General features: G+C 74.6%; 15 protein-coding genes. 10 read left to right on the forward strand and 5 right to left on the reverse strand.

What is annotated here, in order from left to right; genetic code table 11:
* Nucleotides 1-69 precede the first annotated feature (69 nt).
* Entirely contained in the window at nt 70-1,662 is a 1,593-nt protein-coding gene (locus tag ACZ6S5_RS20520; protein ID WP_466002644.1) for a phytoene desaturase family protein, read from the reverse strand.
* A gap of 72 nt (nt 1,663-1,734) precedes the next feature.
* Here ACZ6S5_RS20520 and ACZ6S5_RS20525 point away from each other — a divergent pair, with 72 nt between their 5' ends.
* Nucleotides 1,735-3,168: an aldehyde dehydrogenase family protein gene (locus ACZ6S5_RS20525; RefSeq protein WP_466002646.1), complete on the forward strand. Its 1,434-nt coding sequence runs from the start codon at nt 1,735-1,737 to the stop codon at nt 3,166-3,168.
* Between the two features lie 60 nt (nt 3,169-3,228).
* On the opposite strand, the gene ACZ6S5_RS20530 is transcribed toward ACZ6S5_RS20525, so the two are convergent.
* Nucleotides 3,229-3,633, reverse strand: a complete 405-nt coding sequence (locus ACZ6S5_RS20530) for a ChaB family protein (protein ID WP_466002648.1) — start codon at nt 3,631-3,633, stop codon at nt 3,229-3,231.
* Between the two features lie 144 nt (nt 3,634-3,777).
* Here ACZ6S5_RS20530 and ACZ6S5_RS20535 point away from each other — a divergent pair, with 144 nt between their 5' ends.
* The 4 genes from ACZ6S5_RS20535 (at nt 3,778) to ACZ6S5_RS20550 (ending at nt 6,141) form a co-directional block, all read left to right on the forward strand.
* Nucleotides 3,778-4,755 carry a YihY/virulence factor BrkB family protein gene (locus ACZ6S5_RS20535; RefSeq protein ID WP_466002650.1) on the forward strand — a complete coding sequence of 326 codons (978 nt, stop codon included), beginning with the start codon at nt 3,778-3,780 and terminating at the stop codon, nt 4,753-4,755.
* Between the two features lie 84 nt (nt 4,756-4,839).
* Nucleotides 4,840-5,256 carry a DUF2795 domain-containing protein gene (locus ACZ6S5_RS20540; RefSeq protein ID WP_466002652.1) on the forward strand — a complete coding sequence of 139 codons (417 nt, stop codon included), beginning with the start codon at nt 4,840-4,842 and terminating at the stop codon, nt 5,254-5,256.
* Between the two features lie 55 nt (nt 5,257-5,311).
* Nucleotides 5,312-5,773: an SRPBCC family protein gene (locus tag ACZ6S5_RS20545; RefSeq protein ID WP_466002654.1), complete on the forward strand. Its 462-nt coding sequence runs from the start codon at nt 5,312-5,314 to the stop codon at nt 5,771-5,773.
* 104 nt (nt 5,774-5,877) lie between these two features.
* On the forward strand, nt 5,878-6,141 hold the full coding sequence (locus ACZ6S5_RS20550; protein WP_466002656.1) for a hypothetical protein: 264 nt from the start codon (nt 5,878-5,880) through the stop codon (nt 6,139-6,141).
* 48 nt (nt 6,142-6,189) lie between these two features.
* Here the strand turns inward: ACZ6S5_RS20550 and ACZ6S5_RS20555 are convergent, their stop codons facing one another.
* A complete protein-coding gene (locus ACZ6S5_RS20555; RefSeq protein ID WP_466002658.1) occupies nt 6,190-7,491 on the reverse strand; it encodes an MFS transporter in 1,302 nt (433 codons plus the stop codon).
* A 179-nt stretch (nt 7,492-7,670) separates the two neighbouring features.
* Here ACZ6S5_RS20555 and ACZ6S5_RS20560 point away from each other — a divergent pair, with 179 nt between their 5' ends.
* A complete protein-coding gene (locus tag ACZ6S5_RS20560; RefSeq protein WP_466002660.1) occupies nt 7,671-7,883 on the forward strand; it encodes a hypothetical protein in 213 nt (70 codons plus the stop codon).
* Here the strand turns inward: ACZ6S5_RS20560 and ACZ6S5_RS20565 are convergent.
* A complete protein-coding gene (locus ACZ6S5_RS20565; protein WP_466002662.1) occupies nt 7,880-8,317 on the reverse strand; it encodes a hypothetical protein in 438 nt (145 codons plus the stop codon). The two genes, ACZ6S5_RS20560 and ACZ6S5_RS20565, sit on opposite strands and share 4 nt — an antisense overlap.
* 174 nt (nt 8,318-8,491) lie before the next feature.
* On the opposite strand from ACZ6S5_RS20565, the gene ACZ6S5_RS20570 reads away from it, so the two are divergent.
* On the forward strand, nt 8,492-8,854 hold the full coding sequence (locus tag ACZ6S5_RS20570; protein ID WP_466002664.1) for a DUF6401 family natural product biosynthesis protein: 363 nt from the start codon (nt 8,492-8,494) through the stop codon (nt 8,852-8,854).
* Nucleotides 8,855-8,913: 59 nt separating this feature from the next.
* Here ACZ6S5_RS20570 and ACZ6S5_RS20575 read toward each other — a convergent pair whose 3' ends face one another.
* Entirely contained in the window at nt 8,914-9,777 is an 864-nt protein-coding gene (locus ACZ6S5_RS20575) for a membrane protein (protein WP_466002666.1), read from the reverse strand.
* 198 nt (nt 9,778-9,975) lie between these two features.
* Here ACZ6S5_RS20575 and ACZ6S5_RS20580 point away from each other — a divergent pair, with 198 nt between their 5' ends.
* The 3 genes from ACZ6S5_RS20580 (at nt 9,976) to ACZ6S5_RS20590 (ending at nt 14,247) form a co-directional block, all read left to right on the forward strand.
* Nucleotides 9,976-12,114: an ATP-binding SpoIIE family protein phosphatase gene (locus ACZ6S5_RS20580; RefSeq protein WP_466002668.1), complete on the forward strand. Its 2,139-nt coding sequence runs from the start codon at nt 9,976-9,978 to the stop codon at nt 12,112-12,114.
* A 41-nt stretch (nt 12,115-12,155) separates the two neighbouring features.
* Nucleotides 12,156-12,833: an HAD family hydrolase gene (locus ACZ6S5_RS20585; protein WP_466002670.1), complete on the forward strand. Its 678-nt coding sequence runs from the start codon at nt 12,156-12,158 to the stop codon at nt 12,831-12,833.
* Nucleotides 12,834-12,951: 118 nt separating this feature from the next.
* A complete protein-coding gene (locus ACZ6S5_RS20590; RefSeq protein WP_466002672.1) occupies nt 12,952-14,247 on the forward strand; it encodes a cation:proton antiporter in 1,296 nt (431 codons plus the stop codon).
* Nucleotides 14,248-14,258: the final 11 nt, after the last annotated feature.

The raw sequence follows: 14,258 nt of genomic DNA on the forward strand, positions 1-14,258 counted from the left end.
TTCGTCGCCGACGGTGACGTCCAGAGCGGGGCCGTTTCCATCTCCCGCACAAGGTGTGAGTCGCGCGGTTCACCGGTAGACCGCCCGGTGCGCCACGTCGATGAGGCCCGCGTACAGGTCGCCGGTGAGGGCGCGGTCGCGGGCCAGGGCGGCCCGGGCGGCGTTCGCGCCGGGCGCGCCGTGCACCCCACCGCCCGGATGCGCCGACGAACTGGCCAGGAAGAGCCGGTCCACCGGGGTGTCCGCCCGCCCGAGCCCGGGGATCGGCCGCAGGAAGAGCTGCTGGTACGCGGCCGCGGTGCCGCCGCCGAGCGCCCCGCCGACCAGGCTCGGGTCGCCGGCCTCCAGGTCGGCCGGCCCGGCCACGTGCCGCCCGACGATCAGCGAACGGAAGCCCGGGGCCGCCTCCTCCAGCACCTCCTCCATCCGCGTCACGTGGGCGGTGATCTCCTCCGCCCGCCAGTGCCGGCGGAACGGCAGGTGGGTGTAGGACCAGAGCGACTCGGTGCCCGGCGGGGAGTGGCTCGGGTCGGCCACCGACATCTGCCCCACCAGCAGGAACGGGTCCCGCGGTACCTCGCCGCGGGCCAGCTCCGCCGAGTACGTGGTCAGCCCGTTCAGGTCCGCGCCCAGGTGCACGGTGCCCGCCCCGACCACCGCCCGGTTCTGCCACGGCACCGGCGCCGACAACGCCCAGTCCACCTTCAGCGTGGAGCCGTCCCACTTGAAGTGGGCCAGGTCCTCGATCAGCCGGGGCGGCAGCGCCACCGCGCCGACCAGGTCCAGATAGAGCGCGGGGGCGGGAACGTCCGCGACGACCGCCCGGCGGGCCTGCCAGCTGGCGCCGCCGACGGTGCGGGCGCCCATCGCCCGGCCCCGGGCGGTGAGCACCCGGTCGACCCGGGCGCCGTAGTCGATCCGGCCGCCCCGCCCGACCAGCCGGGCCACCAGCGCATCGGTGATCTGCTGGGCGCCGCCGACCGGCACCGGCCAGCCGACCTGCTGGCCGAGCATGGCGAGCAGCCAGCCGTACACCCCCGAGCCGGCCTCCTCTGGGGACAGGTCGGTGTGCAGCGCGCAGCCGGCGAGCAGCGCCGGCCCGCCCTCACCCCGGAAAAGCTCCTGGCCGAGCTTGCGGACCGGTACCACGAGCCGGCGGGCCAGGCGCAGCGCGCCGGACACCCGGAGCCGGCGCAGCAGCCCCAGCCCGCCCCTGACCGGCGGGAAGGGGGCGGTGATGGTCGCCAGCATCGGTTCGGCCACCTCGCGCCAGTCGGCGTACGCCTGCCGCCAGCGATCCCCGTCGCCGGGGGCGAACGCCTCCAGCGAGGCGGCGGTGGCGGCGAGGTCCCGGTTGACCACGGCCGCCCGGCCGTCCGGCAGCAGGTGGGCCAGCACGTCCGGGGCGTGCGTCCAGCGCAGCCCGTACCGGTCGAGGTCCAGCCCGCGCAGCACGGGCGAGGCGTACCCGAGGGGGTAGAAGGAGCTGTAGAGGTCGCTCAGGTAGCCGGGAGCGGTCACCTCGGCCGAGCGGACCGCCCCGCCGGCGGCCTGGGTCGCCTCCAGCACCAGGACGTCCCAGCCCGCGTCGGCCAGCAGGTTCGCGGCGACGAGGCCGTTGTGACCGGCCCCGATGACGACGGCGTCGGCGGTCGAAGTCATCCGAGCCGCCTACCCGGCCGGTTACCGGGTGAAACGCGTTTGCCTCGGCCGGGTCGGGGCACTCCCCGACGCATGTACACGGTTGCGCAGCTCATAGGTGGAGTGTGGGGCGCAGGTGGCGAGGGAGGCGAGCTGGTCGTACACGATCCGGCCGACGGCTCCCCGGTGAGCACCGTGCCGGTGGCGACGGCGGACGAGGTGGCGAAGTCGGTCGAGGCCGCCCGCGGCGTGGCGACGGAGTGGGCGGCGACCGACCCGGCGGAGCGGGCGGCGGCGCTGCACCAGGCGGCGGACGCGGTGTCGGCCGCCGCCGAGGAGCTGGCGCAGGCCACCACGGCGGAGATGGGCAAGCCGCTGGACGACGCCCGCGGCGGCGTCGCGGCCGGCATCGGCACCCTGCGGCAGTACGCGGAGCTGGGCCCGCTGCGCGGCGGCCGGACCCTGCACGGCGGCCGCTCCTCGATGGACTTCATGGCCCCCGAGCCGCGCGGCGTGGTCGCCGCGATCACCCCCTGGAACGACCCGGTGGCGGTCTCCTGCGGGCTGCTCGGCGCGGCGCTGGTCACCGGCAACGTGGTGCTCTACAAGCCGAGCGAACGCACCCCGGCCACCGGCTGGCTGCTGGCCAAGGCCCTGGACTCGGCCCTGCCGGCGGGGGTGCTCTCCCTGCTCACCGGCGGGGCGGAGGTGGGCGCGGCGCTGGCCGGCCAGGACGTGGACGTGGTGGCCCACGTGGGCTCAACCGCCACCGGCCGGGCGATCGCCGCCGCCGGCGCCCGCACCGGCGCGAAGGTCCTGCTGGAGAACGGCGGCAGCGATCCCCTGGTCATTGACGCGAACGTCGACCCGGTCTGGGCGGCCGAGCAGGCCGCGCTCGGCTGCTTCGCCAACGCCGGCCAGATCTGCGTCGCGGTGGAGCGGATCTACGTGCACCGGGACATCGCCGAGGATTTCGTCGACGCGCTGGTCGAGCGGGCCGAGGCGCTGACGACCGGTCCCGGCCGGGACCCGAAGACCGAGCTCGGGCCGCTGGTCGACCGGCGGCACCGGGACCACGTGCACGGGCAGGTCACCGCGGCGGTGGCCGAGGGGGCGCGGCTGCGCACCGGCGGGGTGGTGCCGGACGGGCCGGGGGCCTTCTACCCGGCCACCGTGGTCGCCGACTGCCGGCACGACCTGGTCCTGGTCCGCGAGGAGACGTTCGGGCCGGTCGCCCCGGTCGTCGTGGTCGACTCGTTCAGCGAGGGGCTGCGCTGCGCCGCCGACTCGCCGTACGGGCTGGCGGCCACGGTGCTGACCGGGTCGATGAGCCACGCCCAGCGGGCCTGGCGGGAGCTGCCGGTGGGCACCGTGAAGGTCAACGCGGTCTTCGGGGGCGCGCCGGGCGGTGCCGCGCAGCCGCGCCGCGGCAGCGGCCAGGGCTTCGGGTACGGCCCGGAACTGTTGGACGAGTTCAGCACGGTGAAGACGGTGCACATCGAGGCGCCCGGCGGCGGCCACTGGTGACGCATACGCGGAAGCCCGGGACCTGTCCGGTCCCGGGCTTCCGTTTGCTGTCGCCCGCCGTCAGCGGCCGCCCCGCGCCTCGCGGGTGGCCTTGTCGTTCGCCTTCTGGATCGCCTTGACCAGTTCCGGCTTGGTCATCCGGGACCGGCCTGGGACGTCCAGCTTCTTGGCGACCTCCATCAGGTGTTCCTTCGGGGCGTTGGCGTCCACTCCGGCAGCCGTGGGGGCGCGCCGTGCCGGGCCGCCGCCCGCGGCCTGCCGGTCGCTCGGGCCCTTGCGGCCCTTGGACTCCCAGTGGTCACCGACCTTCTCGAACTCGTGCTTCAGGGCGGCGAACGCGGTGCGGTGCGCCCGCTCGCCCTCGCCGTACGTCTCGACCGCCGAGTCGTGCGTCTTCTCCCAGGTCCGCTGCGCCTTCGCCGGGGAGCGCCGCAGCGTGCTGGGCAGTACCTCGCGCCCGGGCATCTCGTCCTCCTCCGTCTCCGTGGGTTCCTATGACCGTTCCCCCACGCCCGGACGGCAAACCGGCACCCGGTTTGTCGATTTTCACCACGGGGTACCGCCGGGCCACGCGCGGGAGGTGCGCCCGGGCGGCGGAGGGAGCGGATCATGGCGGCGACGACGGAGCCGGTGCTCACCGGTCGGCAGCGGGCCCGCTTTCCCCGGCGGATGCGTCAGCTCAGCTGGGCGACCTGGCGCGGGGTGCTGGTGCGCAGCGGGCGGAACTTCGTCAAGGACAACTGCGCCGACTGGGCCGCGGCGCTCACCTACTACGGGGTGCTCGCGCTCTTCCCCGCCACCATCGTGGTGGTCGCCCTGGTCGGGCTGGTCTCCGACGGCGAGCGGACGGTGGACACGGTGATCGGCCTGGCCCGCGAGATCGGGGCCGGCTCGGTGGTCGGCAACGACGCCTTCGTCGGCGTGGTACGCGGCGTGGTGACCCAGCGGGGACCGGTGAAGGTGCTGCTCAGCTTCGGTCTGATCGGCGCGCTCTGGTCGGCGTCCGGGTTCATCGGCGCGTTCACCCGGGCGTCCAACGCCATCTACGGTGTCGAGGAGGGCCGCCCCTTCTATCGGCTGCGCCCGCTGCAGATGGGGCTGGCCGCGGTGTCGCTGCTGATGCTCGCGGTGGTGGCCACCGGGCTGATCGTCAGCGGCCCGGTCACCGACACCGTGGGCGACCGGCTGCACGCCGGCGGGTTGACCCGACAGGTGTGGACGGTGGCGAAGTGGCCGGTGCTGGCCCTGGTGGCGATGACGCTGCTGTCGCTGCTGTTCTGGATCGCCCCGAACGTCCGGCAACCCCGGTTCCGCTGGCTCACCCCCGGGGGTGCGCTGGCCCTGCTGGCCTGGGTGCTCGCCTCCTTCGGATTCGGCCTCTACGTCGCCAACTTCGGCTCGTACGACGTCACGTACGGCAGTCTCGGCGCGGTGATCGCCTTCCTGGTCTGGCTCTATTTGTCCAACTGCGCCCTGTTGCTCGGCGTGCAGGTCAACGCGGAACTCCAGCGGGGCCGGGTGATCCAGGCCGGCAACGACGACCCGGGCGAGCCGATCCTGCCGCCGCGTGCCCCGGCCGACTCCTGACCGGTCCCGACCGCTTCGTGACCCGCCGACCGGGCGGGCGGGCGGGCCGGTTTACCGGCGGTCCCCTCGGGCATGTCTGTCGGCATGGAACGTGGCAACAGCAAGCACTCGCCGAGGGTCGACGACAACATGAGCCAGGATGTCAGCGGCCTGATCCAGGGGCCGGGGGCCGGGGGTTCGCGCGTCGAGGAGTCCCGCCAGCCGGAACCGGCGGGCGAGGACCAGCCGGAGCCCAAGACGCTGACGGCCGGCGCGAGCCGCGGTGGCAACCCGCAGGGCATGAGCATGGACGACGTCGAGGGGCGCAGCCGCCTCGGCCGGTTCATCACGATGACCGCCCTGCCCGGGGACCGCGAGACGCTGCTCGCCAACGCGCGGGAGAACCAGGCGCCGGCCGACATCGTCGCGGCCCTGGAGCGCCTGCCCGACGGCACCCGTTACCAGACGATTTCCGAGGTGTGGGCCGCACTCGGGCACAAGAACGAGACGACTCGCTGGTGAGCGGACCGGCCCACGATCCGCGAGACGACACCGGCGGAACAGGAGGATCCCCGACATGAGCGACGTCATGGAACACGTGGACGTGTCCGTCCCGATCCGGACCGCGTACGACCAGTGGACCCAGTTCGAGGAGTTCCCGCACTTCATGGAGGGCGTCCAGGAGGTCCGGCAGCTTTCCGACACGATGACCCACTGGACCGTGGAGATCGCCGGCGTGAAGCGCGAGTTCGACGCCGAGATCACCGAGCAGTTGCCGGACGAGCGGGTGGCCTGGCGCTCCACCGGGGGCACCCAGCAGGCCGGCGTGGTGACCTTCCACCGCCTCGACGGGGAGCACACCCGGGTCACCCTGCAGATGCAGTTCGAACCGCACGGCGTGGTCGAGCAGGCCGGCGACAAGCTCGGCGTGGTGGACCGGCGGGCCAAGGGCGACCTGGAGCGGTTCAAGCAGTTCATCGAACGACGCGGTCAGGAGACCGGCGCCTGGCGCGGCTCCGTCGACCGGCCGACCCCCTGATCCCGTCCCCCTGGCAGAGTTCGCGCGATGGCCGCCGGAGTTCCGGCGGCCATCGCCGTGTCCGGCGGCCGTTTGCGATCATCCACCCCGGGTACGGCTGGGGAATGACCGACAACGACAGCCACGTCTGGCGTGACGACGACCGCACTCCCCTGCACGAGCTGGACCGGGCGATCGCCCGGTCGACCCTCGACGGGCAGGCCGACGACGCCACCGGCAACGACGCCGGTGAGGAGTCCGCGTTCGGCCACGGGCCGGAGGCGGTGGACCGGGGCGCCGGCCCCGAGGCCGAGCGTCGGGAGATGACCGACGCGGACCGGGCGTACCGGCCGTCGACGACCGGACGTACCGGCCCGGACAGCATGTGAGCCGCCGCCCGGGCGCCTCGTCCCGGCGCCCGGGGCCCGACGCGCCCGTCAGGACCGGGTCACGGCACCGGCGGGCTCAACCGGCCGGGGCTGCCGGGACCCGGCGGCCTGCAGGGCGACCAGCGCCACCGTGAGCACCACCAGGGTGGCCCCGAGCAGCACCACCGAGGTCCGCGCGAGCAGCACCCCGACGGCCGCCGGCACGAGCGCGGCCCCCACCCCGGCCGCGCCGATCTGCAGGCCGATGGTCCGGTCCGCGTGGGCCGCGCCGACCCGTTCCGCCGTGCTGAGGGTGAGCAGCGGGAAGACCGGCGCCGCGGCGAAGCCGACCACCAGCAGACCGGCCACCGTCACCCAGGCCGGGGCCGGCAGCGCGATCAGCACCGCGCCCCCGACCAGGCCGAGCAGGCTGCCCCGCAGCACCCCGGCGGTGCCCAGCCGCTCCGCGACCAACCCCTGCACCACCCGCCCGACGAACAGGCTGCCCCAGTAGCCGGACACGCACAGCCCGGCGACCGGCCGGTCGAGGCCCCTCCCCTCGGTGAGCAGCAGGAACGCCCAGAGCCCGGTGGTCACCTCGACCGCCACGTAGACGGCGAAGGCGGCCCCGCCCAGCCAGACGGCCGGCAGCCGCAGCGTCTCGGCGATCCGGGGCGGCGCCTGGCGCCCGCCCTCCCCCGCCCCGGCGGACGCGACGACCGGCTCGGCGAGCGCGGCGACCGGCTCGGCCGGGTTGCCCGGCACCACGCCGGGCGCGACCGGATCGGCCGGCACCGGGACCGGCGTGCGGTCCCGCCAGGCCCGTACGGTGAGCGCGAAGGCGGTGGCCAGGGCGACCTGGGCGGCGGCGACGAGCCCGTATCCCCAGCGCCAGCTCAGGCCGGCGCCCATCACCCCGGTCATGATCAGTGGGCCGATCGCCACCCCGAGCCCGAAGAACGCGTGCATCCAGTTCATGTGCCGGGGCCCGAAAGCGCCGGCCGCGTATGCGTTGAGCCCGGCGTCGATCGCGCCGGAGCCGAGCCCGAGCAGCAGGGCGAAGCCCACCATGAGGGCGAGCGCGGGGGTGAGCGCGTACCCGGTGAGGGCCAGGCTGGCGAGCAGGGTGCTGCCGGCCAGCAGCCAGCCCACGCCGAGCCGGGCGAGCGTGAAGCCGGCCAGCACGCTGGAGGTGAGGTAGGCCACGGTGCCGGCGGTGAGCACCACGCCGACCGCCTCGGTGGGGACACCCAGGTCGACCCGGATGGAGGGCCAGCCGACCCCGATCAGGCCGTCGGGGAGGCCGAGGCTGACGAAGGCCAGGTAGGCGAGGAGGAGCAGGGACGGCCGGGGCGGGGAGGTGCGGGACACAGTGCGCCATCCTGCCCCACCGGGCGCACCGGCCGAGCACCGGATAACCGCCTTAAACCCGCGGCACCTCCCCCAAAACGACAAAAAGTGAGGTACGGACGGTCGGAAAAACGGACAGCCCATCCAGAATCGACCGAACGGGGGACGGCGATGGCCCGGTCCCGCGTAAGACTTTCGGGATGCAACAGGGCACCGGCTTCCTCACCCCTCGTCAGCGCCGTCTCGCTTGGCTCGGCTTCATGCTCGCCGCCGTCCAGGCACCCGTGGCCGCCAGGCTCGTCTCCGACAGCTCCTGGCTGTTCAGCCTGGTGGTGGCGCTGATGGTCGCGACGGTCATCATCGCGGACGACGCGATGCGGCGCCAGCCGGCGGACGCCCGCTCCTCCGACTAGCCGCCCGCGCCGGGGCGCGCCTCGTGCCCCGGCCGCCCGGGGGTGCGCCGCCGCTCCTTCATCTCCGCCTCGTAGAGGTGCCGACGACCGCCGACCAGTTGGTCGCGGGCGCGCCGGTCCAGCTCGCGGAAGAGCGCGTAGTAGCCGTCGTCGAAGTCCTCGACGATCTGGAACGTCCAACGGCCCGCGATGACGTTGCGGCCGAGCAGGTCCCGGCCGATCCGGTCGGCGAGATCGTGGTGGCCGGCGGACCGGAACAGCGCCACCGCGTCGTCCAGCATGAGGTCGGCGTGGCCGATCAGTTGGTGCAGCGAGTAGAGGTGGCCCCGGGCCCGTTCCACGGTCTCCAGGGCCTCGCTGAGCTTGCCGAGCGCCTCGACCGTGGCATCAGTCACGCCGGCCGGCCGGCGGTGCGCCTCGTCCGGTCCGTCCACCTGCCCGTCCCCTTCCGTTCCGCCTGGGTCGCCCGCGCCGAACGCGCGGTTTCCCTTTGCCCCCGGACGGGCGGGTCAATCCCCGTGGCGGAGCCCGGACGTCAGCCGGACGACCAGGGCATCGGCCGGTCGGACGAGGCCGGCCCCCGGGCCGCGCGGCTAGCCTCGGTCACCATGCGCGTGCCTGACAACCGGGTGGCGACCCGCTCCGCGGCAGTGTCCGCGCGGACCACCCTCACCACGCTGACCGCCGTCGTCGGCACGGCCGGGCTCGCCGCGGCCGCCGCCAACCCCGGCCTGCTCGCCGTGGTCGACCAGCACGCCGCCGCCGTACGGGACAGCCTGCACGGCGATCGCCGGACGCTGACCGTGGCCGCCCTCGCCGGGTACGCCGAGGGGGTCCGCGCCGCGGCCCTCGATCACGGCTGGCAGCCGCCGGCCGAACCGGTCGACTGGTCGCAGCCGAGCTGGCTGTTCACCCGCCTGCTCGCGGTCTGCGCCCTGGCCCGCTCGCTGGACCCCCGCCACCTGGCCTGAGGCACGGCGGAGGGTGCCCGCGATCGCCCCGCGGACACCCTCTCCCACCCCGCTCCCGCTCAGCCGTTCGGCCGGCCGAACTGCTGGGTCTCGTCGCCCACGTTCCCGGACCGGTACTGTCCCCCGGCGCCGGACATCGACGTCTGCGGCGCCGCCGGGCTGGGCTGCCGGCCCCGGTCGGCCATCTGCCGCTCGTAGTCGCTGCGGCCGGCACCCTGTGCCTGCCGCTGCTCGCGGATCGCACGCGACTCCTCGGACATCCGGTCGAGCCAGCCGCCCCAGCGGTCCTGCATCGGCTTCACCAGACCGCCGCCGACGCCGACGATCAGGATGCCGGCCACCGTGGCCAGCACCGCGATCAGCACCGGCGTGGTGACCGTCGTGGCGATGCCGACCTGGTTCAGCGCGGCGATGATGCCGAGCGCCAGGATGAAGACCGCGGTCAGGTCGGCCAGCACCCGGCCGTACGACAGGCCGCCGAGGAATCCGGTGATCAGGTCGCGGACCGCGTTGGCGATGGCGGCGGCGATGACCACGATGACGATCGCCACGAACGCCCGCGGCAGCCACGCCACCACGCCCCGGATCAGGTCACTGATCGCGTTGGGTCCCCAGACGCCGAAGGCGAACTGCAGGGTGAACAGCAGGACGGCGTAGTAGGCCAACTTGGCCAGGATGTCGCTCGCGTCGTACTTCGTTCTCTCGAGCGCGCGTCTGATGCCGCCGCGTTCAACGGCCCGGTCGAACCCCACCCGTTCCAGTGCCGCGTCCACGATCTTGAGGACGGCTCGGGCGATGAGCCAACCCACCACGAGGATCACGATGAATGCGATGGCCCTCGGGATGAAGAGCAGCACCGACTTCCAGAACTCGGTCAGGGCGTAACCGATGTCGGCCTGCCCGACCGCGAGGGTTTTCTGCATGATGTCCCTCCTGTCGCGTGAACTGCGACGCCCGCATACCCGGTGCTTGCGGCAGCACGCCGCGCCGACCAGGGCAATTTCCCGACATGTCCCGCCGAACCGCCCTGACCTGCTTGGACAGCGGCACCGGGCCGACGCGGTACGCCACCCGGACACATGATCGGAACGTCCGCGCCACGCTCCGGATAGGCTGCGGTCATGCCAGGCACCGTCGGGCGGGTTCCCACGCCATCCGCTCCCACCCCGGGACCCTCCCCGCAGCGGCGCGCCGCCACGGCCGGGCCGGCCGGGGCGGTGCTGACCCATTCGTGGGCCGACACTCCGCTCGGCGCGCCCGAGGGCTGGGACCCGGCGGTCCGGGCCGTGGTCGACCTGGTGCTCGCCTCGCCCGTGCCGATGGCCCTGCTCTACGGCGAGGACCTGATCCTGCTCTACAACGACGGGTACGCCGAGCTGATCGGCGCCCGGCACCCCGGCGCGCTCGGGCGCCCGGCGGCGGAGGTGTACGCCGACGTCTGGCACGAGCCGGGCGCCGGGGAGGTGCTGGAGCGGGCGTACCGGCGGGGCGAGCCCTTCCTGGAGCGGGAGGCCGTGCTGCCGGTCGACCGGCACCGGGGCGGCGCTGAGCCGGCCGTGTTCACCCGGGGCTACTCGCCGGTCCGGGACAGCTCCGGCCAGATCGTCGGTGTGCTCACCGTGGCCGCGCAGACCACCCAGGTCACCCAGCAGCTGCAGAGCCTGAGCGACTTCGCCGCCGCGCTCTCCGGCACGCTCACCCTCGACGACGTCGCCCGGGTCACGCTGCGCTACTGCCTGCACTCCTTCGACGCCGACCGGGTCTCGTTCCTGGTGGACGAGGGGACGGCCTGGCGGATGGTCCGCCGGGTCCGCGGCGAGCTGCTGGACGAGGCCGACGAGCGGCTCCCGCCGCTGTGGCGCCGGCTGCCGGCCGACTCGACCGTCCCGACCGTGGTGCCCGCCCGCAGCGGGGTGCCCTCCTTCACCACGGACGGCTATCCGCTGCGGGAGACCGCGGCGGACCGGCACGACGAGAAGATCCGGGCGCTGGCCTCGCTGCCGCTGCGCTCGACCGTGGTCCGGGGCGCGCTGACCGTCGGCTACCAGGCGAAGCATCCCTGGTCCCCGGCGGAGCGGGCCCTGCTCGCCGCGTCGGCCGAGCTGGTCGGCCAGGCCGCCGAGCGGGCCCGCCGGTTCGAGACCCAGCACGGCACCGCCCAGCTGCTGCAGCGCAGCATGCTGCCCGAGCGGCTGCCCGACCTGCCCCGGCTGCGGATCGCCGCCCGGTACGACCCCGGCGTGGACGGCAACGCCGCCGGCGGCGACTTCTACGACGCGTTCGTGCTGCCCACCGGCGCCCTCGGCGTGGTCCTCGGCGACGTGGCCGGGCACGACGTGCAGGCCGCGGCCCGGATGGGCCAGGTGCGGGCCGCCCTGCGCGCCCTGGCGCTCACCGACCCCCGCCCGGACGCGGTGCTGGCCGGCCTGGACCGGCTGGTCGCCAGCCTCGGCGTCGAGGGCGGGACGCAGGAGCTCTTCGTCACCGTGGTGTTCGGGGTGATCGAGGCCGACCGGGAGCGGATCACGCTGGCCAGCGCCGGCCATCCCGCTCCGCTGATCCGGCGCTGCCCGGCCGACACGGAACCCGCCGCCGAGTACGTCGAGCTGCCGCCCGGCCCGCCACTGGGCCTCGGCTGCCGGCCCCGGACCGCCACCGTGCCGTTCCACCCCGGCGACACCCTGCTGCTGTACAGCGACGGCGTGGTGGAGCGGCGCTGGCAGGACCTGACCACCGGCCTGGCCGGGCTGGGTACGGCCGTGACCGCCGCGGGCAGCGGCGACCCGCGGGCCCTCTGCGCGGTGGCCACCGCCGCCGTGCCCGGCGCCACCGAGGACGACGTGGCGGTGCTGGCGGTGGAGCACGCGGTGCACCCGAGCCGCTCGGCCAGCATGGACGTACCGGCCGAGCCGACCGCGCCGAGCCGGGTGCGGCACTGGATGACCGCGCAGCTCACGGAGTGGCAGGTGCCGGAGGGAGTGGTCGGCGCCGCCGTGCTCTGCACGAGCGAGCTGACCACCAACGCGCTGCTGCACGCCGGCACCGCCGCCCGGGTGGACATCGACCTGAGCGCGGAGCGGCTGCTGGTCTCGGTGGCCGACTCGGGCACCCGGGGTCAGGTCACCCGGGCCCGGACCGACACGCTGAGCAGCCGGGGACGCGGCCTGGGCCTGATCGAGGAGTTGAGCGACGCCTGGGGCACCGATCCGACGGTGCGCGGTTCGACGGTCTGGTTCGAGATCCTCATCCCGTCCGGCTGAGCGGCGCGTCGGCGGCGACCCGGCGGGGTAGAACGAGCGCCATGCCTGACGACAACCGCTGCGGCGTCCTCTTCGACGTGGACGGCACCCTGGTCGACACCACGTACCTGCACACGGTGAGCTGGTGGGAGGCGCTGCGCCAGGCGGAGCACGGCGTGACCATGGCGCGCATCCACCGGGCCATCGGCATGGGCTCCGACAAGCTCCTCGACCACCTGCTCGGGCCGGAGCGCGACCGCGGCGGCGACGGCAGGCTGCGCGACGCGCACGACGCCCTCTACGCCGAGTACTGGGAGCGGCTCACGCCGCTGCCCCGGGCGGTCGAGCTGCTGCGCGCCTGCGCCACACGCGGGCTGCGGGTGGTGCTCGCCACCTCGGCGGCCGAGCACGAGGTGGCCGCCCTGCGCGCCGCGCTCGCCGCCGACGACGTGATCGACACCGTCACCTCCTCGGCGGACGCCGAGGAGAGCAAGCCGGCGCCGGACATCCTGGTCGCCGCGCTGGACCAGTCCGGACTGGCCGCCGAGCGGGTGGTGTTCGTCGGCGACTCGGTCTGGGACGTAGCGGCGGCCGGCAAGCTGGACATTCCCTGCATCGGCCTCACCTGTGGCGGCACCAGCCGGGCGGAGCTGGCCGGCGCCGGCGCGGCGGCCGTCTACGACGACCCGGCCGCGCTCCTCGACGGGCTCGGCGACAGCGCCATCGCCGCGCTCGGCTGACCGCCGCCGGTGACCGGGCCCACCTCGGAGAACCCGGACACCCAGGCATAGCGACCGGCAGTACGGGGCACAGGTGACCACTTGCCCGGGTGCGCGGGCAGGTGGGAAGGGTGGTGCCGTGGAACCGGTCGATGTCACGTTCGCGCTGCTGGGCGTCGGTGCGCTGCTGGCGGGGATCCTGCCGCGCGTGCTGGAGCGCCGGCCGCTGTCCATGCCGATCGCGTTCCTCGGGCTCGGGATGCTGGTCTTCCTGCTCCCCACCGGGCTGCCCTCGCCGGACCCGCTGCGCTGGCCGGAACTCACCACCCATCTCACCGAGGTCGGGGTGATCGTCGCGCTGATGGGCGCCGGGCTCAAGATCGACCGGCCGCTGAGCTGGGCCCGCTGGTCGTCCACCTGGCGGCTGCTGGCCGTCGCCATGCCGCTGTGCATCGCGGCGGTGGCCCTGCTCGGCTGGTGGTGGGCGGGGCTGGTGCCGGCGGCGGCGCTGCTGCTGGGCGCGGCGCTCGCCCCGACCGACCCGGTGCTCGCCTCCGACGTGCAGGTGGGCGAACCGACCGACGTCGAGGACTCCGAGGACGAGGTGCGCTTCGCCCTCACCTCGGAGGCCGGGCTGAACGACGGCCTGGCGTTCCCCTTCGTGTACGCGGCCATCGCGATCGCCACCACCAGCCTCGCCCCGGCGAACTGGCTGGCCCACTGGGTCACCGTCGACGTGCTCTACAAGCTCACCGTCGGGGTGGGCGGCGGCCTGCTCGTCGGCTGGCTGCTCGGCAAGCTCTTCTTCCGCGCGCCGAGCGAGCTGCGGCTGGCCCGGCACGCCGAGGGTTTCCTCGCCCTCGCCGCGACCTTCCTGGCGTACGGGCTGGTGGAGGTGGCCGGCGGGTACGGCTTCCTGGCCGTCTTCGTGGCCGCCCGGGCGATCCGGGCCGCGGAACGGACCCACGAGTTCCACTCCGTGCTGCACGACTTCGCCGAGCAGGTGGAACGGCTGCTCACCGTGCTGTTGCTGCTGCTGCTCGGGGGCGCGGTGATCGGCGGGCTGCTCGCGCCGCTGACCTGGCCGGCGGCGCTGGTCGGGCTGGCCCTGGTCTTCGTGATCCGGCCGCTGGCCGGCTGGCTGTCGCTGCGCGGCGCCCCGGGCCGGCCGGCGGAGCACTGGGTGATCTCGCTGTTCGGCATCCGCGGCGTCGGCTCGTTCTACTACCTGGCGTACGCCACCAGCAGGACGGAGTTCCCGCAGGCCGAGCTGCTCTGGGCCACGGTCGGCCTGGTGGTGGTCGTCTCGGTGGTGGTGCACGGGATCGCGGCCACCCCGGTGATGCAGTTGCTGGACCGGGAGGGTGAACGGACCCGCGATGCCTCGGAGACGGGCCGGACGGACGAGCCCGCCCTGGGCGGCGTCCGGGGCTGACCGGGGCGTCG

This window comes from Micromonospora sp. NPDC051924 (assembly GCF_055586005.1).